19 protein-coding genes and 2 pseudogenes are annotated in these 20,271 nt (G+C 63.5%); 16 read left to right on the top strand and 5 right to left on the bottom strand.

From position 1 onward, the window contains the following. Positions 1–16 precede the first annotated feature (16 nt). Positions 17–190, bottom strand: coding sequence for a hypothetical protein (locus OKW43_RS09135; RefSeq protein WP_187637919.1), 174 nt, complete (start codon positions 188–190; stop codon positions 17–19). On the opposite strand from OKW43_RS09135, the gene OKW43_RS09130 reads away from it, so the two are divergent. From OKW43_RS09130 to OKW43_RS09120, 3 genes are all read left to right on the top strand, one after another. Further along, a complete protein-coding gene (locus tag OKW43_RS09130; RefSeq protein WP_187637918.1) occupies positions 191–973 on the top strand; it encodes a TetR/AcrR family transcriptional regulator in 783 nt (260 codons plus the stop codon). It abuts the gene before it with no gap. A gap of 39 nt (positions 974–1,012) precedes the next feature. Beyond that, positions 1,013–1,936, top strand: coding sequence for a DUF72 domain-containing protein (locus OKW43_RS09125; RefSeq protein WP_187637917.1), 924 nt, complete (start codon positions 1,013–1,015; stop codon positions 1,934–1,936). A 246-nt stretch (positions 1,937–2,182) separates the two neighbouring features. Beyond that, positions 2,183–3,301 (top strand): 3-deoxy-7-phosphoheptulonate synthase, encoded by a 1,119-nt coding sequence (locus OKW43_RS09120; RefSeq protein WP_281394060.1) that lies wholly within the window; start codon positions 2,183–2,185, stop codon positions 3,299–3,301. A gap of 162 nt (positions 3,302–3,463) precedes the next feature. Here OKW43_RS09120 and OKW43_RS09115 read toward each other — a convergent pair whose 3' ends face one another. Then, entirely contained in the window at positions 3,464–3,742 is a 279-nt protein-coding gene (locus OKW43_RS09115) for an HU family DNA-binding protein (protein WP_013092091.1), read from the bottom strand. Between the two features lie 351 nt (positions 3,743–4,093). Here OKW43_RS09115 and OKW43_RS09110 point away from each other — a divergent pair, with 351 nt between their 5' ends. Next, entirely contained in the window at positions 4,094–4,477 is a 384-nt protein-coding gene (locus OKW43_RS09110) for a hypothetical protein (RefSeq protein ID WP_187637916.1), read from the top strand. A gap of 250 nt (positions 4,478–4,727) precedes the next feature. Next, complete coding sequence (locus OKW43_RS09105) at positions 4,728–6,701, top strand: putative bifunctional diguanylate cyclase/phosphodiesterase (RefSeq protein WP_429446680.1); 1,974 nt, start codon at positions 4,728–4,730, stop codon at positions 6,699–6,701. 27 nt (positions 6,702–6,728) lie between these two features. Here OKW43_RS09105 and OKW43_RS09100 read toward each other — a convergent pair whose 3' ends face one another. After that, complete coding sequence (locus OKW43_RS09100) at positions 6,729–7,445, bottom strand: DUF899 family protein (RefSeq protein WP_429446678.1); 717 nt, start codon at positions 7,443–7,445, stop codon at positions 6,729–6,731. A 130-nt stretch (positions 7,446–7,575) separates the two neighbouring features. Here OKW43_RS09100 and OKW43_RS09095 point away from each other — a divergent pair. Beyond that, positions 7,576–7,726, top strand: a pseudogene (locus OKW43_RS09095) (MFS transporter); the annotation flags it as partial. 24 nt (positions 7,727–7,750) lie between these two features. Here the strand turns inward: OKW43_RS09095 and OKW43_RS09090 are convergent. Next, on the bottom strand, positions 7,751–8,356 hold the full coding sequence (locus OKW43_RS09090) for a peroxidase-related enzyme (RefSeq protein WP_429446677.1): 606 nt from the start codon (positions 8,354–8,356) through the stop codon (positions 7,751–7,753). A 178-nt stretch (positions 8,357–8,534) separates the two neighbouring features. Between OKW43_RS09090 and OKW43_RS09085 the strand changes: the two genes are divergently transcribed. From OKW43_RS09085 to OKW43_RS09045, 9 genes are all read left to right on the top strand, one after another. Then, positions 8,535–8,951 carry a cupin domain-containing protein gene (locus tag OKW43_RS09085; RefSeq protein WP_429446675.1) on the top strand — a complete coding sequence of 139 codons (417 nt, stop codon included), beginning with the start codon at positions 8,535–8,537 and terminating at the stop codon, positions 8,949–8,951. A 65-nt stretch (positions 8,952–9,016) separates the two neighbouring features. Then, a complete protein-coding gene (locus OKW43_RS09080) occupies positions 9,017–9,460 on the top strand; it encodes a hypothetical protein (RefSeq protein ID WP_187639448.1) in 444 nt (147 codons plus the stop codon). A gap of 38 nt (positions 9,461–9,498) precedes the next feature. Continuing rightward, positions 9,499–9,870 (top strand): alpha/beta fold hydrolase, encoded by a 372-nt coding sequence (locus OKW43_RS09075; protein WP_429446672.1) that lies wholly within the window; start codon positions 9,499–9,501, stop codon positions 9,868–9,870. Between the two features lie 130 nt (positions 9,871–10,000). Next, entirely contained in the window at positions 10,001–10,732 is a 732-nt protein-coding gene (locus OKW43_RS09070; RefSeq protein WP_429446670.1) for a DUF2278 family protein, read from the top strand. Positions 10,733–10,991: 259 nt separating this feature from the next. Further along, positions 10,992–11,681 carry a DUF969 domain-containing protein gene (locus tag OKW43_RS09065; protein WP_187639446.1) on the top strand — a complete coding sequence of 230 codons (690 nt, stop codon included), beginning with the start codon at positions 10,992–10,994 and terminating at the stop codon, positions 11,679–11,681. Further along, the gene (locus OKW43_RS09060; RefSeq protein ID WP_429446668.1) at positions 11,678–12,631 is read left to right on the top strand and encodes a DUF979 domain-containing protein; all 954 of its coding nucleotides are present in this window, start codon (positions 11,678–11,680) and stop codon (positions 12,629–12,631) included. Before OKW43_RS09065 ends, OKW43_RS09060 begins: the two co-directional genes overlap by 4 nt. Before the next feature lie 10 nt (positions 12,632–12,641). Then, positions 12,642–13,652, top strand: coding sequence for a DUF2891 domain-containing protein (locus tag OKW43_RS09055; RefSeq protein ID WP_429446666.1), 1,011 nt, complete (start codon positions 12,642–12,644; stop codon positions 13,650–13,652). 154 nt (positions 13,653–13,806) lie between these two features. After that, positions 13,807–16,212, top strand: coding sequence for a DNA polymerase II (locus tag OKW43_RS09050; protein ID WP_429446664.1), 2,406 nt, complete (start codon positions 13,807–13,809; stop codon positions 16,210–16,212). A 351-nt stretch (positions 16,213–16,563) separates the two neighbouring features. Next, positions 16,564–16,935 carry a BON domain-containing protein gene (locus OKW43_RS09045; RefSeq protein WP_187635836.1) on the top strand — a complete coding sequence of 124 codons (372 nt, stop codon included), beginning with the start codon at positions 16,564–16,566 and terminating at the stop codon, positions 16,933–16,935. Between the two features lie 112 nt (positions 16,936–17,047). Here the strand turns inward: OKW43_RS09045 and OKW43_RS09040 are convergent. Next, a pseudogene (locus OKW43_RS09040) lies at positions 17,048–17,209 on the bottom strand (MFS transporter); the annotation flags it as partial. A 385-nt stretch (positions 17,210–17,594) separates the two neighbouring features. On the opposite strand from OKW43_RS09040, the gene OKW43_RS09035 reads away from it, so the two are divergent. Continuing rightward, a complete protein-coding gene (locus OKW43_RS09035; protein WP_187635835.1) occupies positions 17,595–19,862 on the top strand; it encodes a filamentous hemagglutinin N-terminal domain-containing protein in 2,268 nt (755 codons plus the stop codon). The last annotated feature ends 409 nt before the right edge of the window (positions 19,863–20,271 follow it).

The raw sequence follows: 20,271 nt of genomic DNA, 5'->3' as shown, positions 1-20,271 counted from the left end.
CATGTCAACGCGCATTTCACGCCAGATTGACGTATGCGTCAATAGATATTTTTGAGCTATACTCAGAAATCTCGCGAGCGCGCGCCAGCCGGCCGGATTCGGTGCTACGATCGCGTTTATCGGGCACGCAGGTGGCGTGTTCGAACGCCGGCTTAACCTCAATCCGCATCAAAATCTGAATCTGACTCATATGACGGCTGCCGAGAAGGCCGGATTACCTGTCTCGCGTCGCCAGCCGGCCGGGCCCAAGTCGCAGCAGCGCGTGAAGGAGATCCTTCAGGCGGGCCGCGACGTGTTCTCCGAAAAGGGCTACGAACGCGCGACGACCGCGGAAATCGCGCAGCGCCTGGGCGTTTCCGAGGCGACGGTGTTCAGCTACTTTCGCGGCAAGCGCGAGCTGTGCGCCCGTGTCATCGGCGATTGGTACGACGAGATCATCGACGCGATCGAAGCGGGCCTGCCGCGCGACGGCAACGTACGCCAGCAGTTCGCGTTCATCGTGCGCATGCATCTACGGCTGATGCTCGTGAACGGCACCGACCTGTGCGCGCTCGTGCTGTCCGAAGGCCGCGCGCGGCATCACGAACTGAGTGAAGCGCTGACCGAACTGCAGCGCCGCTACACCGCACCGTTGATGCGCGTGCTTGCGCAAGGCCAGCAAAGCGGCGCGATTCGCGCCGACATGCCGCTGCGCCTGTTGCGCTCGATGGTGTTCGGACCGATGGAACACGTGCTGTGGGACGCGACGCTGGCGAACCGGCAGATCGATATCGAAGCCACCGCCGATCAGCTGATCGATGTGCTATGGGCCGCGCTGACGCCGGCCGGCATCGCGCTCGGCGCGTTGCAGCGCTTTCGCGTGGAAGTCGCGGAGGCAAGCCGTCGTTACGATGAGGCCAGCGCCGCGGCCAGCGAAGCCAACGCCGAGGCCACCGGCCCGGCAAGCACCGCGCGCCGCGACAAAAGCGGCTAATCTACGAGCTTTCCCGCCGCAGCCCGAAGGAGAGCCCAAGTGCCCGCAGCGAAAAGCGCGAAGCAAAGCGACCAACGAACCGCGAAGTCAGGCGAGGAACTCGGCGACAAACCGGAAACCGCGAAGAAAGCGCCGACCAAGACCTCAGCCAGGCCCCCGTCTCAATCCACGTCCGCCGCACGCATTCGCATCGGTATCGGCGGCTGGACCTACGCGCCGTGGCGCGGGCCGTTTTATCCAGACAACCTCACGCAAAGCCGCGAACTCGAATATGCGAGCCGGCATCTGACGTCGATTGAAATCAACGGCACGTTCTATGGTTCGCAGAAGCCGGCCAGTTACCAGAAGTGGTATCAGGAAACGCCCGACGATTTCGTGTTCTCGCTGAAAGCGCCGCGTTACGCGACCAACCGCAAGGTGCTAGCCGAAGCGGGCGACACGATTGAGCGCTTCTTCGCAAGCGGCGTGCTGCTACTCAAGCAGAAGCTCGGGCCCATCAACTGGCAGTTCGCGCCGACCAAAAAATTCGACGCCGACGATTTCGAGGCCTTTCTGAAGCTGCTGCCCGCGAGCATCGAAGGACAGACGCTGCGGCATGCGGTCGAGGTTCGTCACGACTCGTTCAGGACAGCGGAATTCATCGCGCTCGCGCGCAAGTACAAGGTGGCCGTCGTGCTGGCGGCCGACAGCGAGTATCCGCAGATCGCCGACCTCACCGCGCCGTTCGTCTACGCGCGCATCATGGGCACGAGCGACAGGCAAGCCAAGGGCTACTCGACGAAGGCGCTCGACGCGTGGGCGCAACGCGCGCGCCAGCTCGCCGCGGGCATCACGCCGGACGATCTCGAGACCTGCGCGGAGCCGCCCGTGAAAGCCGCCACGCGCGACGTCTATCTGTATGTAATCAGCGGCTTCAAGGAGCGCAACCCGGCCGCCGCGATGGCGTTGATCCAGAAGCTCTGAATACCCCGCGCTGCCTGCCGGCAGGCCGGCGCCGGTGTCATAATCGCGCCAGCGCATCCGTGCGCGGTCGCGTCGGCCTCGCATCGAACCCACGCAAGACCTTGCGTCAAGCCTCGCCCGAGGCCCGGAGCAACCCAAACCGCACGGTCCACGTCAAACCCACGCAGCGCCCGCACGCCCTCTTCGCGGCGGCGCTCGCATAATCAGGCGGCAAGACCGCCTCATCACCGATTGCGGAGAAACATCTTGAGCGCCCTCGACAACCCGTTGCACGATCAGGAAGTCGGCTCGGCCGACGCCACCCAGGACACCACGCGCATCGACGACGTGCGCATCGGCGCAGTCCGTCCGCTGATTTCGCCCGCGCTGCTGCAGGACCAACTGCCGGTGCCGCCCGCGGTGCAGGCGCTGGTCGAGAAGACCCGCGTCGAAATCGCCGACATTCTGCACGGCCGCGACGACCGGCTCGTTCTGATCGTCGGGCCCTGTTCGATTCACGACCACGACCAGGCGATCGAATATGCGCGCAAGCTGAAGGCCGCCGCCGATCACTACCGGGACGATCTGCTGATCGTGATGCGCGTGTACTTTGAGAAGCCGCGCACGACGGTGGGCTGGAAAGGCTATATCAACGATCCGCGTCTGGACGGCAGCTTCCGCATCAACGAGGGGCTGCGTCTCGCGCGGCAGTTGCTGATCGACATCAACGGTCTGGGCCTGCCCACCGCGACCGAGTTTCTCGACCTGCTGAGCCCGCAATACATCGCCGATCTGATCGCGTGGGGTGCGATCGGCGCGCGCACGACCGAGAGCCAGAGTCATCGTCAGCTCGCGTCCGGACTGAGCTGCCCGATCGGTTTCAAGAACGGCACCGACGGCGGCGTGCAGATCGCCGCCGACGCGATCGTCGCGGCGGGCGCGAGCCACGCGTTCATGGGCATGACCAAGATGGGTATGGCCGCAATCTTCGAGACGCGCGGCAATGACGACGCGCACGTGATCCTGCGCGGCGGCAAGAAAGGGCCGAACTACGACAGCGCGTCGGTGCAGGCGACCTGTGAAGCGCTGAGTTCAGCGGGTCTGCGCGAGCAGGTGATGATCGACTGCTCGCATGCGAACTCGAACAAGTCGCACTTGCGGCAAATCGAGGTCGCGGAGGATATCGCGCGGCAACTGTCGGAGCGCGAGCGCCGCATCATCGGCGTGATGCTTGAAAGTCACCTGGAGGAAGGCCGTCAGGATCTGAAGGCCGGGGTGCCGTTGCGTTACGGCGTGTCGATCACCGATGCCTGCGTGAGCTGGGCGCAGACCGAACCGGTGCTCGCCACGCTCGCCGAGGCAACCCGCAAGCGTCGCGCGGGCTGACAGCGCCAAAGAGCCAGGCACACGCGCCACGCCAGCCGCCGGGCGGACCGCCTGGCCGGGTTGGGCAGCGCGTGATCCTCACGCCCGACGCATCACTCACGCGCGCGCCTCACAGCAGGGCTGCGGAGCGCACCGCGAATGCTCCGGCGTGAAGCGCGTTGCTTACGACGCGTTGACGGCTTCCTTGAACGCCTTGCCCGCGGTGAACTTCACCGTCTTGGCCGCGGCGATCTGGATCTCTTCGCCCGTCGACGGATTGCGGCCCACGCGTGCGGCGCGCGCGCCGGTCGAGAACGAACCGAAACCGACCAGTTGCACCGTATCGCCGCTCACCACGGCCTTGGTCACTGCCTCGACGATCGCGTCGATGGTCTGGCCGGTTGCCGCTTTGCTTTCGCCCGTCGCTGCGGCGACTGCATCAATCAGTTCCTGTTTGTTCATAGCACTTCCCGTATGGTAATCATGGAACCGGCGCCACTCTGTGGCGCCGGGACCGACACACTAACGCATAGGCGCACCTTCGCGCAAACCCCCGGTGTAAGGCTTGTATCAAGGCAGGGGCGCCGATCTGACGTTTTTCCGCCCCAAACTGCCATAAGAAACGCGGGCTTATGCGCGCGCGCCGCTTGGCGAGGGTTCGCCGGGCATCACAATCCGTTGCAATTTCAGTGCTTTAGCGCGCAGGGCCGCCAGCCCGCGCCGCCTTGCCAATGACGATAGCCCGTTTCGCGAAGCATGGACGCGGTATTTGCATCGCACCTCACAAGTTAACTTTCGGCAAGACATAAAAGAGTGAGAATTCGCCACTTTGCAACATGCGCGCTGCTTGCCGCGCTCTCGTCGGCGGCCGCCGCGGCCGACGACAACGCATGTGCGACCCTCGTCGGCGCGGTGAACTCCAGCGCCGCGCGGAGCTTTTCGTTTCGCGACGGCGAACCGGTCGACTTCGTCGGCGGCGAAAAAACGGTGCACGGCAAGCTGCTCGTGTTCACCGACGGCGACGTGTTTCGAGCGTACTGGCAGCCGGACAACAGCGCGGAAAAATACGTGCTCGCGAATGCGGGCGCCGACGCGGTGCGGCTCGTCGCGTCCGCGCCGCGGGGCACGCCCGCGCCGGCCGGCCAGCCCGGCACCGTCATGCGGCCGCAGCGGGTGCTGTCGTGCCCCGTGCTTTGAGCGGGTGCCAGCGCTGCTGTTCGCCGGCGTCTGCGCATCGGCATCCGACCACACGCCGGGTTCCGGCGCTTCGAACGCACGCCACCAGCTAGTACTTACCGCCTCTGATCGGTCAGCGCGGTCGGATTCGCAAACCGATTCGCAAACCTTTATCTTCGATGCTCCCTCGCCCCATCAGAGCGCTCAAGTTAATCGGCATCACGCCGTTATAAATAGCTGCGTTTAGCGCGCAAACGTTAAAGGGATGGCAATGGTTTCGCTAGCGAGATTGAAAAAGATGCTATCGGTCGTCGAGGGCGACCGGGAGCTCGTGCGTGCGCAGTTGCATGCATTCAGCCGCCAGGTACCGCTGCTCTATTTCATCCTGCTCGTCAACACGGCGGCGGTCGCGGCGACGCATCTGAGCAGCGCGCCGGCCTGGCTGTCCATGTACATACCCGGGGCGCTCGGCGTGCTGTGCCTGTTTCGCTGCGCGCGCTGGTGGCGCAGGCGCAACCGTGCGATGACGGACGCGCAGGCGGTCAGCGAGTTGCGCGGCGCGACGTGGCTGGTCGGCCTGTTCGGCGTCGCGTTCAGCGGCTGGTCGCTGCTGCTGTTTCCGTACGGCACCGCGTACCAGCAGGCACAGGTCGCGTTCTATATGGCGACGACGCTGGTCGGCAGCATGTTCTGCCTGATCCATCTGCGCAAGCCCGCGCTACTGCTGCTCTGCATCGTGATCCTAAGCTTCTCCGGGTTGCTGGTATCCAGCGGCTCGCCGGTGTTCCTCGCGATGGCCGTCGACATGACGCTGGTCGGCGTCGCCCTCGCGGTGGTCATCCAGCTTTACTGGCGCACGTTCGCGGACGCGGTGCACGCGCAACGCCAACTGCGGGCGAGCCAGGAAAACACCCAACGGCTCAGCGACGACAACTACCGGCTCGCGAATCTCGACAGTCTGACCGGCCTGCCGAACCGGCGCAGTTTCTTCTCGTCGCTGCGCGCGATCTCGGAGCAAGCGCTCGAAACCGGCGGCGGCTTCAACGTCGGGCTCATCGATCTGGACGGCTTCAAACAGGTCAACGACATCTACGGTCACGCGAGCGGCGATTTCGTGCTGCAGGAAGTCGGCACGCGGCTGCTGTCGATCGGCGAAACGGGCCTGATGTTCGCGCGTCTGGGCGGCGATGAATTCGGGGCGATCGTGCGTCACAAGCTGTCGAACGAAGCGCTGGTCGAGTTGGGGCAGCGCATTTGCGACGCGCTCAGTCAGCCGTACCATGTCGCCGACAACGTCGCGGAGCTGTCGGGCACGATCGGCTGGGCCGCGTTTCCCGGAGCGGGCTCGACTGTCGCGCAGGTGTTCGAGCGCGCCGACGCCGCGCTCTACGTCGGCAAGGAAAACCGCCGCGGCATGCCGGTGATTTTCTCGACCGAACACGAAACGCAGATGCGGCGTCTGAGCCTCGTCACGCAGGAGCTGCGCCATGCGGACCTCGAAACGGAGCTATTCCTCGAGTTCCAGCCGATCTACGATCTGCTCACGCGCCGGCCGATCGGACTCGAAGCGCTCGGCCGCTGGCACAACGGGCGGCTCGGCCTGGTCAGGCCGGAGGAATTCATTCGGATCGCCGAGCGTACCGAGCTGATCCTCCGCATCACCGACGTGCTGCTGCGCCAGGCGCTCGCCGAAGTCGCGCACTGGCCGGCCGATCTGTATCTGTCGTTCAACCTGTCCGCGATCGACATCTCGACGTCGGCGCGCGCGCGCCGGCTGATCGACATCGTCGCGGCGAGCGGCGTGTCGCCGCATCGCGTGACGTTCGAGATCACCGAAACCGCGTTGACGCGCGATTTCGAGCAGGCGCACAGCGCGATGACGATGCTGAAACAGGCCGGCTGCCGGATGTCGCTCGACGATTTCGGCACCGGCTATTCGAGCCTCAGCTACGTGCATCGGCTGCCATTCGATGCGATCAAGATCGATCGCAGCTTCGTAACCGACGTCGATACCAACAGCGCATCGAAGAAGATCATCAAATCCGTGATCGACCTGTGCCGCAACCTCGGGCTCGAATGCGTGGTGGAAGGACTCGAAACGCAGTTGCAGGCCGAGGTCGTGAAGGCGCTCGGCGCGCGCGCGGTGCAAGGCTATCTGTTCAGCCTGCCGATGCGCGCGAGCGCGATCGGCACGTTTCTGTGGGCCGCGCTCGCACAGAGCCAGGCGGCGGAGACGCATTCGTAGCGCTCGAGCGCTCCACCGCCGCGCCGTTCAATACGCGAGCTTCGGATACCAGTCGCTGCCGCGACCGCCCGGCGTCATATCGAGGATCGTCCATAGCGGCATCGGATCGGGCGCGCCGCGCGGATCCTGACCGGGGTCCGCCGTCGACGGCCCCATCTCCTCGGCCCAGAAGTGCCGCACGACGCCGCCCGCGCGCGTGAATACGTTGAGCGCGGGAAGGTCGTCGCCGGCGGGATCTTCGGCCGCGTAATCGCGATTGAACGTGTTGCCGCCCGACGAATAGAGCCGCAGATGCCGCCAGCCGCGTTCCTCCTTGAACGCGACGAGCCTGTCGATCGGCGAGCGGCCGATCACCGCGAACGCGACGCACTGCAGGATATCGGGCATTTCGCCGTCCCACGCACTCAGCAGCGACGTGCACATCGGGCAGGGCCGCGCGCGCTGCGGACCGAACATCCAGTTGTAGGTCACGAGCGTGTCGTGCGCGCCGAACATCTGCGACAGCGTGGCCGGGCCGGTTTCGCCGTCGAAGCGATAATCCTCGGGCACGATGCCGCCCGGCGGCAGCGCGCGACGCTGCGCGGCGACGCGCTCGATCTGGCGGCGCAGCTCGATTTCCTCGGCGAGCAACGCGTTGCGCGCGCGTCGATATTCGGCGCTCTCGCCGGGAAAGCGCGACGGCAGGTCGGCCAGTTCGCGGGCGGGTTTCAGCGTGTGCGTCGAGGTGGTGTTTGCGTCGTTCATCAGCCATCTCCTTGTCAGAAATCGTCAGAAAAACGGACGGAAGACGGGCTAGCGCCTGCGCTTGCCGTCCCTCCTGTAGCGACGACGAATGAGGCCACGGAAGATCGACAGGCCTGGGGGTGAATTGTGTGCCGCCGTGATGGGCCTCACGTGGCTCGGCACCGTACCGCTGACGAGCGGGCTCGTGGCCCAAGCTGTTCGGCACGCGTCACCTCGGCAGCCTGTTCGGCCTGTGCTTTCTGAGCCACCAGATCGGCTCGTTTCTCGGCGCGTGGCTCGGAATTCCGAAGCCATTCCCGTTGCGGCTACTTCGTGGGCGTATCGGCCGCCGCTTTCGGCACACGCCCCATCAGATAGAACTCGTCGTTCGGACGCATCGAGATCACGTTCGCCATCCGGTTCGACAGTCCGAAAAACGCGGTGATGGCCGCGATGTCCCAGATGTCTTCGTCGGTAAAGCCGTGAGCGCGCAGTGTCTGGAAATCTTCTTCGTCGACCGTGCCCGAGGCGCGGCACACCTTCAGCGCGAAATCGAGCATCGCTTTCTGGCGCTCGCTGATGTCGGCCTGGCGATGATTGACCGCGACCTGGTCGGCGATCAGCGGCGCTTTTTCGTAGATGCGCAGAATCGCGCCGTGCGCGACCACGCAGTAAAGACAATCGTTGATCGCGCTGGTCGCGACCACGATCATCTCGCGCTCGCCTTTCGTGAGACCGCCCTCTTTCAGCATCAACGCATCGTGATAAGCGAAGAACGCGCGGAATTCGTCGGGCCGATGCGCGAGCGTCAGAAACACGTTCGGCACGAAACCCGCTTTCTGCTGCACTTCGAGAATGCGAGCGCTGATGTCTTCGGGCCACTCGCCCGGTTCGGGCACCGGGTAGCGGCTGATGGGCTCGAGCGTGGCCATGCGCTGTCTCCGTGATCGTTGTCGAGGGTATGCCGATCATTGTAGCAACGCGTTTTCGCGGCCGCCCGCGCTGCATCACGCCCACTCGATCACGTCCGATATTGTCGCCCGTATCGTCTAGACTTTCAGTTCGGCAGGCGTGAAGCCGCCCGGCACGGCGGCGACCCAAGGAGCGATCATGTCAAACGTTACGCACGACGCGCGGGCCCGGGTCATCAAGGTGCGCCCGGACCGGGAAATGGCGACGACCCAGCGGCTGCCCTATTTCGTCGGTATTTCGGCGGGCACCGCGGGCGCCACCGGCCTGTCGATGTACATGGTCGTGGTCCCGCCCGGCGGCCATGCGGAGCCGCACTATCACGCCGACTACGAGACCGCGATCTATATGCTCGAAGGCAAGATCGAGACGCGCTATGGCCCGGGCTTCCGCGAATCGGTCATTACCGAGGCTGGCGACTTCCTGTTCATTCCGCCGGGCGTGCCGCATCAGCCGTTCAATCTCGACGCGAACGTCGCGGCACGCGCGATCGTCGCGCGCAACCATGCGGACGAACATGAGCGGGTCGTGCCATACGACCCGTCCGAGGACGCGTGAGGCGACCGGCCTTCGACGCGCGAGGCCTTCAGGCGAGCGACGGCAGTTCGCGCAATCTATCGTCAATGGCCGCTTTTCAGCTTTCGCCATTGCCCTGTTTTCCGACCTCATTCATAAAACGTGTGATCGCAGTCGTGGCAGTGAAGATTGTCCAAGATATTTTGATCGACAAACTCCCCAGCTTTAGCACTGGCAAGCCCGAGAACAGCTCCTCTTTTTTCCGTTTTCCGCTTATCGGCTCGCGCCGTGATTACTTGATCAACTGCATCCCTGCGACCTTCGAAGCCGTCACGTCGAAAGTAGCTGTGTACTCGCACTCGGCCACATACCCCGACCGCTCGATCAGGCAGCGCCGTCGCCTTCTTCGACTGCACGCCGTCGTCCTGGGCGAAGTAGCGAACCAGCACATTCGTATCCAGTCCGATCATCGCGCCGATGCCCCGCGCTCGGCGATGGCACGGTCCATGTCCTCGATCGACACGGCGAAAGCGAGCGCGAGCAGCGACTGAGACTGCTCGAACTCGCGCGCGCCAAAGGCATGCGCGCAATGGGCAACGAGTGGGCGCCCGGCATGGTCAACGCCGATCGCCACGGTTCCGCGGTCTACGAGGCGGTGCTCGACATGATCGAGCGAAGCACGCCGGACAAATTCGCGGCGCAGATCCGCGCGTTGCTCGATCGTCCCGGTGCGACGGCGCTGCTTCGCGGCATCGCGTGTCCGACGATGATCGTATGCGGCCGCGACGACCAATGGAGTCCGCTCGCGCGTCATCAGGAGATGCACGCGCTGATTCGCGGCTCGGCGCTTCGCGTGATCGAACGAAGCGGTCATATGTGCACGATGGAGCGGCCGGACGATGTGACCGACGTGCTGGTCCAATGGGCCCGGTGGGCGGCCGGGTTCGGAACGGCTCGCTGATCCTGCGGCCATCGTCCGCATCAACATTGCAACCGTGTGACAGCCGACCCGGTTGTTTATCGACGAGCAGCACCGTATGCTTGAACGCGAATCGCTTTCCGTTCGTCAACTTTGAGAAGGTCCTTCCGTCATGAACGAATACTGCATGTTCAAGGGAAAACTGCTGCGCGCGGCGCCTTTTAAAGATTCATACATCGGCAGTCCACACTATGTGATTACGGTTACCGGCAACGACGATACGCCATTCAACATCGTCGTCAATTCGGCGTCGACGCAACCGGGCGCAAGCGGTAACAACGACGTGTACTTCTATGCCGATCTGAACTTCGCCGATCCGCTAACCGCCAAACTTCAGCCACTGAATCTCGGCCTCTACACCAGCGGCTTTCCGCGGCTCGATTACTTCCAGGACAGCAGCCTGCTCGACATTCACCGGATGCGGCCGATTCCCTACGAGGATCAAAACGGCAATCGCGCCGACGTCAACGACATCATCGACGAAATTCTGACCATCGACGAAACGCAGCCGTCGCAAAGCCTGCCTTACGACAACGGCAGCGGTCAATTGCATAACCGTGATTTCTGGACACCGACGACAGCGGGCATCGTGGTCTATGGGTTCGGCTTCCTGTTTCTGCCGAAGAAGGACGGTCTTCACGAGACCCACATGAATCAGGGCAATCCGCGCGGCCCGCATTACAACGAAAACGGCGCGTTCCAGGACGGCGCGGTGATCGTGCAGCGCGCCGATGGATTCGCCGCGATGTTCACCGCGTTTCAGACGCAGTATCTGCCGACCAATGCGGCCGGCGATCCGACCGCGAACGCCGTGGCGTTGCCGGATTACATTCGGGGTGGTTGATAGCGCCGCCTGTCTGTGTTTGGCTAATTGAATTCAGCCACACTCGAACGGAGTGTGGCTGAAACATCAGCGCGTGGTCGCGGCGCCTCGACGCGGAATATGCCGGTGCACCACGGCCAGCGCGACCAGCACGGTGGCCATCGCGATACCGAGCATCTCGGCGTTTACCCTATAAATATATTTTATCGACTATTTATCAATAAAGTCTCATGTTAGATTCCGTCGCCATGCGTCGCGGGAACGAAACAAGGAGATCCGGATGGGAGTTTTGATTGGCGTGCCGATCGTGGTGCTCGGCTTCGCATTGCGCTTCAACGCGCTGCTGGTGGTGACGATCGCGGGCGTCGCGACCGGTATCGCCGGTGGCTTGCAAACGGTGGAGATTGTCAGCGCCTTCGGCAAGGCATTCGCGGATAACCGCTACATGGGCCTGATCTGGCTGACACTGCCGGTGATCGCGCTGCTCGAACGCAACGGTCTGAAGGAACAGGCGCGGCATCTGATCTCGCGCCTGCACGCCGCCACCACCGGCCGCGTGCTGATGCTCTACTTCGTGATTCGCCAGATCACGGCCGCGCTCGGTCTCACGTCGCTCGGCGGCCATGCGCAGATGGTGCGCCCGCTGATCGCGCCGATGGCCGAAGCGGCCGCCGCGAACCGCCACGGCGATTTGCCCGATGCGGTGCGTCAGCAGATTCGCGCGAACGCATCGGCGGTCGACAACATCGCCGTGTTCTTCGGCGAGGACATCTTCATCGCGATCCAGTCGATCCTGCTCATCAAGGGCTTTCTCGAACAGAACGGCGTCGTGGTCGAACCGTTGCACGTGTCGGTATGGGCGATTCCGACCGCGATCGCCGCGCTCGTCATTCACGTGATCCGCCTGATCCTGCTCGACCGCAATCTGTCGCACCAGATGAGCGCATTCAAACGGAGTGCGGCGCAATGACGATCAGGCTCGAATCTCTCTACGTGCTCGCGGGGCTGATGTTCGCCGCGTTCGCGCTGTTCAATCTGCGGGACCGCACGAACCCGCGGCGCGTCGTCAACTTTATGTTCTGGGGCATCTATGCGCTCACGTTCCTGTTCGGCGCAGAACTGCCGCACTTCGTGACGGGCTGCCTCGCCATCGCGCTCGCGTTGATCGCGGGCTCCGGCAAGCTCGGCAAGGGCCGCAACGACAGCAACGGCGAAGCGGCCGCCGCGCGCCGCGAAGCGAACGCGCAACGCTTCGGCAACAGGCTGTTCATTCCGGCGCTGCTGATTCCGGTGATCACGCTGGTCGGTACGCTGACACTCAAGTACGCGCCCTTCGTCGAAACAAAGAACGTCACGCTGATTTCGCTCGTGCTCGGCACCCTGGTCGCGTTCGGCGCGGCGCTTCTGATGCTGCGCGACTCGCCCGTGCATGCTTTGAAGGACGCCCGCCACACGATGGATACCGTCGGCTGGGCCGCGATCCTCCCGCAGATGCTCGCCGCGCTCGGCGCGCTGTTCGCGGTCGCGGGCGTCGGTCACGTCGTGTCGGACCTCGTGAAAACGTGGATACCGGTCGATTCCGCGTTCGCGGTCGTCACGGCCTACACGTTCGGCATGGCCATCTTTACGATGATCATGGGCAACGCGTTTGCCGCGTTTCCGGTGATGACGGCCGGTATCGGCCTGCCGCTGATCGTGCATCAGTTCAACGGCAACCCCGCGATTCTCGGCGCGATCGGCATGCTGTCCGGTTTCTGCGGCACGTTGATGACGCCGATGGCCGCGAACTTCAACATCGTCCCCGCCGCGCTGCTCGAACTGAAGGACCAGAACGGCGTGATCAAGGCGCAGTGGCCGACCGCTTTACTATTGCTGATCGTCAACACCATACTGTTGTACGTGTTCGTATTCCGCTTCTGAGGAGCCGCCGATGATCACCCAGCTCACCCGCGAATTCGCGTCGAAATTCGCCAATGTCGCGCTCGCCCACCTCACGCGCGAATACCCGAACAAGCTTACGCACTCGCTCGACGGGCCGCAGGACGTACAGGGTCCGCGCGCCTTGCATCCGATCTTCTACGGCAGCTACGACTGGCATTCGTGCGTGCACGGCTACTGGCTGATCCTGCATCTACTCGACCGCTTCCCCGATCTGCCCGAGGCCACGCGCATCGTCGCGGTGGTCGATCAGCATTTCACCGAGGCGAACGTCGCCGGCGAACTCGCGTATCTGACTCTGCCGCACAACCGCGGCTTCGAGCGACCGTATGGCTGGGCATGGCTGCTTGCGCTCGGCGCGCAGTTGCAGTCGCTGAAAATCTCGGAGGCCGCGCGCTGGGCGAAGACGTTCGCGCCGCTCATCGAGGCGTTCGTCGACCGCTTCGAGGAGTTCCTGCCGAAAGCGACCTACCCGCTGCGCGTCGGCACCCACTTCAACATGGCGTTCGCGCTTGCGTTGACGCTCGATTTCGCCCGGCAAACCTCGCGCGAATCGCTCGAGGGGCTGATCGTCAGCACCGCCGAGCGCTGGTATCTGGACGACGTCGCCTGTCAGGCGTGGGAGCCGGCCGGCGATGAGTTTCTTTCGCCGTCGCTGATGGAAGCCGAGTTGATGCGGCGCGTGTTGCCGTCCGCGCAGTTCGCCGACTGGTTCGGACGCTTTCTGCCGGACCTCGGCGCGAAAAAGCCGGCGACGCTGTTCGAGCCCGTCACCGTCACCGATCGCAGCGACGGCAAGATCGCGCATCTCGACGGCCTCAATCTGAGCCGCGCCTGGTGCCAGCGTGCGCTCGCGCGCGCGCTGCCCGCTGGCGATGTGCGTCGCACCGTGCTGTTCGATGCGGCCGAGCTTCATCTGCACAGCGCATTGCCGCACGTGGCCGGCGACTACATGGGCGAGCACTGGCTCGCCACGTTCGCGACGTTGGCGCTCGAAGCTTGAGCGAACCGGGAACGAACTGAACCGGCTTTGAAGAGATGAAGCCGTGCTGTTTGGTGCGCTTCAGTACGAAGCGCCTTTTCATTGCCCGTTCAACAGTCCCTGCCTGCGGCGGTAAAATCGCGCAAGGCGATTGCGCCGCTTTAAAGGTGGAAGTTTGACTGAGTTCGAGCAGGGTTTCATTTTGACCCGACATTGGCGGGACACGCCCGCCGGCACGGAAATCGAGTTCTGGCTGGCCACGGACAGCGGGCCGCGCCACATCCGTCTGCGCCCTCAGCCGTCCGTCGCCTTCATTCCGGCCGAACAGCGCGAGCGCGCCGAAACGATCCTGCGCCGCGACGCGCCGCTCAATCTGCGGCCGCTCGAATTGCGCGACTTCCAGCATCGGCCGGTCAGCGGACTTTACTGTGCGCAATACCGGCAATTGAAGGGCTTCGAGAAGCGCCTTAGGGAAGGCGGTGTCGATGTCTACGAAGCCGATATCCAGCCGCCCGAGCGCTACATGATGGAGCGCTTCATCACCGCGCCGGTGTGGTTCAGCGGCGAGCCGCGGCAGAATGGCCCGGGGCGCGACGGCCCGGGGCTCGACGGCCCGTGGCTCGATGCCGAACTCAAACCGGCCAACCAATATCGTCCGCCGTTGAAGCTCGTGTCGCTCGACATCGAAACGAGCGCGCACGCCGAGCTGTATTCGATCGCGCTCGAAGGCTGCGGCGAGCGCCAGGTGTATATGCTCGGGCCGCCCAATGGCAACCTGACCGACGCAGGCGCCCTCGACTTCAAGCTCGAATACTGCGCAACCCGCGCGCAGCTACTCGAGAAGCTGATCGAGTGGATGGAGCGGCACGATCCCGATGCGATCATCGGCTGGAACCTCGTGCAGTTCGATCTGAAGGTTCTGCAACAGCATGCCGAGCAGTATCGCGTGCCGCTGCGCATCGGCCGCGGCGGCGCGGTGATGGAATGGCGCGAACACGGCGTCACGCGCAATCACTTCTTTGCGGGCGTCGCGGGTCGTTGGGTCATCGACGGCATCGAGGCATTGCGTTCGGCGACGTGGAGCTTTCCGTCGTTCAGCCTCGAATACGTGTCACGCTCGGTGCTGGGCGTTGGCAAGGCGATCGACAATCCCTACCAGCGCATGGACGAAATCCAGCGCCGCTTCGACGAAGACAAGCCCGCGCTCGCGCGCTATAACCTGAAAGACTGCGAGCTCGTCACGCGCATCTTCGCGAAGACCGAACTGCTGCCGTTCCTACTCGAACGCGCGACCGTGACCGGCCTGCCCGCCGATCGCAGCGGCGGCTCGGTCGCGGCGTTCACGCATCTGTACATGCCGCGCATGCATCGGCAGGGCTATGTCGCGCCGAATCTCGGCGACGTGGCCGGCGCCGCGAGCCCCGGCGGCTTCGTGATGGATTCGCGGCCCGGCCTCTACGACTCGGTGCTCGTGCTCGACTACAAGAGCCTGTATCCGTCGATCATCCGCACGTTTCTGATCGACCCGCTCGGTCTCGTCGAAGGCATGCTGCATCCCGACGACGCACACTCGGTGCCCGGCTTCGTCGGCGCACGTTTTTCGCGCACGCGTCACTGCTTGCCGTCGATCGTCGCTCAGGTGTGGCAGGCACGGGAAGCGGCCAAGCGCGAGCACAACAAGCCGCTGTCGCAGGCGCTGAAGATCATCATGAACGCGTTCTATGGCGTGCTCGGCTCGACCGGCTGCCGCTTCTTCGATCCGCGACTCGCGTCGTCGATCACGATGCGCGGCCACGAGATCATGCACACGACGCGCGAGCTGATCGAGGCGCAAGGCTACGAAGTGATTTACGGCGACACCGACTCGACCTTCGTCTGGCTCAAGCACGCGCATGACGAGGAAGACGCCGCGCGCATCGGCCGCGCGCTCGTCGAACAGATCAACGCTGCATGGCGGCAGAAGCTGCAGGCGCGCTTCGATATCGACAGTGCGTTGGAACTGCAATTCGAGCGGCACTACCGGCGCTTTTTCATGCCGACGGTACGGGGTGCCGAGGAAGGCAGCAAGAAACGCTACGCAGGCCTTACGGTATTGCCGGACGGCCGCGAGGACGTGGTCTACAAAGGGCTCGAAACCGTGCGCACGGATTGGACGCCGCTTGCGCAGCAGTTTCAGCAGGAACTGTATCGGCGCATTTTCAAGCAGCAGCCGTATCAGGATTACGTGCGCGACTATGTGCGCGATACGCTCGCGGGCCGGCTCGACGATCAGCTGGTCTATCGCAAGCGGTTGCGCAGACCGATCGACGCTTACGAGCGCAACGTGCCACCGCATGTGCGCGCGGCACGCGTCGCCGATGAGTTCAATCGCCAGCAGGGACGTCCGCTGCAATATCAGAACGGCGGCTGGATCAGCTACGTGATGACGGTGGCCGGCCCCGAGCCGCTCGAAACGCTGCGCTCGGCGATCGACTACGAGCATTATTTGACGCGGCAATTGCAGCCGGTGGCCGACGCGATTCTGCCTTTGCTGCGCGACGATTTCACGACGCTGACGTCGGGGCAGAAGCAGTTGTTCTGATCGTGGCGGCCAACGCGCGGCTGCCACTATCGACGAATTGCCTACTTCACCACGGACGGTGCCACAGCGTCTTTATCAGACGGCGTTTTGTGCATGGCGAAGGTTAAAAGGCGGAAAAAAACTAATCGGTAGTATTGATTTGCAATGCTATTAACGGAATTAGAGCACCATTGTAATCTGAAATACTCTAATATGGTCGGTTGTCCGTCCAATTGCCCGATTTGCATTGTTGCTTGACCAAACCCTTTATTGTCCTATAGTGCCATTTGATCCGCCTCAGAAACATTGTGGGGGCGTGTGTGATATCCCTGAATCTGTAGCCCAACGATCTGCAACGACAGGAGAAGATGCATGAAAGCAATCCACGCCGTCAGACTGGTCGGTACCGCCCTTCTGATTTCGGGTTCGATTCACGCCTATGCGCAGGCGAGCAACGCCAACGCCCCTGCGTCTGCCCCGACCACGACGCCCGAAGCCCGATCGCATTACAAGTCGATGAAAGCAGCGAACCGGGCGCTACAGCGTCAGGTTCGAAATGCGCTGGTGAAAGACAGGAACATCTCGACGGCCAATATCACAGTTCGCGCCCGCGATGGCGCTGTCACGCTGCAGGGCAGCGTACCGCTTCAGGCACAAAGCGACCGGGCAACCGAGGTGGCGAAAGGGGTACCTGGCGTAGTTTCGGTCAAGAACGCGCTGTCGATCCGTCCTGTCGGGACCTGAAGCGGTCCCGGATCACAGTTTGCGGGAAGCTCGACACCCTGACCGAGCATTCCATTGATCGCATATGCCAATGCGGCATATGGCGACGCGCCGGCTCGAAGGCCGGCCGTCGCTATGAAGAAATCTTCTCGAGTTCGAGCCCTTTCGTCTTCGGCCCCATCAAGCCAATCGACAGCATCACGATCAGCATCGCGCCCGCGATGAACACGAACACGCCGGTCGTCCCGAAGTAGCGCAACACGGCCGCGATCAGAAAGGCCGTGCCGGTGGCACTGCCTCAACCCGGCCATCAAGCGTCGTTCGCCCCTCCCGTTGGACGGGCGTTCAAACGTCTGCTCCGCATTGCAACCGGTCCTTGGCCTTTGGACACGGATACCGCTGTTGTCTATCGCTATCGGCTGTCCACAGGTCCAGTCGAGGGCGACTGCGAAGACCAAGTCGCGTCATGTAGCGCTTTCACATTGATTTCCTAGACACATTAGGAGATGCCGCCACACAACAAGCGGCCCCAACTGCACACACAACAAGGCGCAAAACGCAGAGATATCGGCATGTGCATGCGCGGGGCCAGGAGCTATTCTTCAGACGCTGCGACCAACGTATTTGCGCTCGACTCTGCGGGTCGTCGGCAGCCATTTCGCGTGGACGCGGGAGAGGGTATGTCACGACAGAACCTACCTCGGAATGTGCGACGCGCACAGCGTCGGCAACATTCAAACGCAGGCTCCCTGCTGGCCATCGGCATTTCGCTGACTGGACTGTCCCTGACACCCGTGGCGCTCGCGGCGGGCCTCCTTCCACAAGGCGGCCGTTACGTCGCCGGCGCGGGCACGATGGCCGGCCAGGGCAACGATCTTGTGATCACGCAACCGGGCTCGACGCGCGGCGTGATCGACTGGAATCGCTTCTCTATCGGCCAGGGCAACACGGTCATCTTCAACAACGGCGACGGCGCGACGCTGAACCGCGTGACAGGCGGCACGCCGTCGATGCTGCTCGGCAAGCTCAACGCAACGGGCAGCGTCTACCTGATCAATCCGCAAGGCGTGCTGATCGGGCCGCAAGGTGTCGTCACGACGGGCGGCCGTTTCGTCGCCTCCACGCTCGACACCGACAACGCGTCGTTCATGAACGGCTGCGCGCTGACGTTTTCCGGCCAGTCGGATCATCGCGTAGTCAATCTCGGCAATATCGGGTCGACGAACGGCGACGTACTGCTGATAGCCGCGAAGGAAGTGGACAACTACGGCAACGTCAGCGCGCCGAATGGCACGGCCGAAATCGGTGTCGGTAACAAGGTGCTGTTGCAGGACTCCTCCAGCTCGCAGCAGATGTTCGTGCAGACAGCGAGCAGCGGCGCGATCGTCAACACGGGCGCGGTCGAAGCGGCGCAGGTCAGCCTGCAAGCCGTTGACGGCAACATCTATGCTCTCGCTGGCAACGCCGACGTCCTGCGTGCGACCGGCACCGCCGTGCGCGACGGGCATGTGTGGCTCGTCACGGGCCCCCTTGGACAGGTGATTCTCGCCGGCAACATCGCCGCGAAGAACGCGGACGGCAAAGGCGGCACGGTCGATATGGACACGGGGCTCTTCACGTTCTGGGGGGACTTCGCGAAGGTCGTCGCGGGTCAATGGAACGTCACGCTGCCCGCCTACACGTTCGATAACGGCGCGGGACGCTCATTCGCGCGCAGCATGAACGACGGTACGTCGATCTCAATGACGACCACCGGTGCGGCAGGCCGGAGCGGCGACATCAACGCGGATCAAAGCGTTCAGTGGACAGGCGGCGCATCGCTCGCGCTGAACGCGGCGCATAGCGTATCGGTCGGCCCGGGCGTCACCTTCAGCAACCAGGGCGGCGGCGCGCTGACGCTTCGCGCGGACGCGGCCGGCGTGAACAACGGCGGCAGCGTCACGAATAACGGCATGATCGACTGGTCGCAAAGCACTGGCACGGTGAGCGCGTTCTATGACATGACCGGCAGCTTCACGCCAGGCACCATGCTCGCGAACGGTGCGTGGGCCGCGCCAGAATATAGCGGGCTGCTCACGCAGACCACCGGCTACAAGATCGTCAATACGGCGCAGGATCTGCAGAACATCGAGAGCGATATGAGCGGCAACTATGCACTGGGCCGCGACATTGACGCGGACGGCTACGCGTTCAAGACGCTCGGATTCGCCAGCAAGCTGTCGTTCACCGGTCAATTTGACGGCATGTGGCACAACGTGTCCAACATCAGGCCCGACACGGACGCTGTGTTTAGCGATATTGCCGCGAACGGCGCGGTCAGGGACGTGAACGTCCTGAACGCACAGTCGGGCACCTATGCGCCGTCTTACAGGTCCGACGGCATTCTCGCCATGAGCAATCACGGCCTGATCATCAATACGTTCACCTCGGGTTACATCGCGCCGGCAAGCAATACCGCCGGCGCGACGCTTGGTGGTCTCGTCGGCACCAACTATGGAACGATCGCGCGCTCCGGCAGCAGCGCCAACGTCACGGCCGACTCCGGCGGCGGCGGCCTCGTCTATAGCAATCTAGGCACTATCACTCAGTCCTACGCGACAGGCAACGTTGCCGCTAACGAGTCACGCGGCTCGTCCGGCGGCCTCGTCAACAGCAGCACCGGGACGATCACAGAGTCGTTCGCGTCAGGCAACGTCTCCGCGTTCAACCTTGTGACAGTGGGTGGGGTCTGCGAATACTGCACAGGACTCGGCAGCGACGTCTACTGGAATACCGAAACGACGGGACAAGCAAAAAGCGGCGGCAATCTGCCGGCTTCGAACGGCTTGACCACCGCGCAGATGAGCGATCCGGCCAGCTTCGTCGGCTGGGACTTTGGGCCGACCGGCGCGTGGGTCATGCCGGTCGGCGCGACTCACCCGGTCCTGCGCTGGCAACCGGGCCATTAACCGACCCATGACCCCCTAGCCGCTGCTAGTGATCGCCCGCTGGGTGCCGGGACAAGCCAGCGATTGCCCCCATCCTGCTTGACCCGTTCGTGCCACAGGAGATGGATCAGTGCGCTGGGAAGCGACACCGGCAAGCTGCATGCGCAATGAAAACGGCTAGGCTAATTGCAATGCGAGCCGCTCCAGCACGGTCGCGATCGTTTATGGCCTTGCGAGAAATCGCCCTGAAAGGCGCCGCGAGTTCAGACGCGAGGGTCTTCCCGGTCACGACGATGCCGACCAAAGCGACTGGGGGGCCGTCCACGAACCCTGCAACGACGACCTTCGCAGGGCGAAGGACACACCTCACGCGAGATCGTCGAGGGCGGTGGTGCTGGTCGGGGATCGCACTTCGACACGCACCCGGTCG

Source organism: Paraburkholderia sp. WC7.3g (genome assembly GCF_050436345.1).
Lineage (GTDB): Bacteria > Pseudomonadota > Gammaproteobacteria > Burkholderiales > Burkholderiaceae > Paraburkholderia > Paraburkholderia podalyriae.
This window is presented reverse-complemented; position numbering and strand designations above follow the sequence as displayed.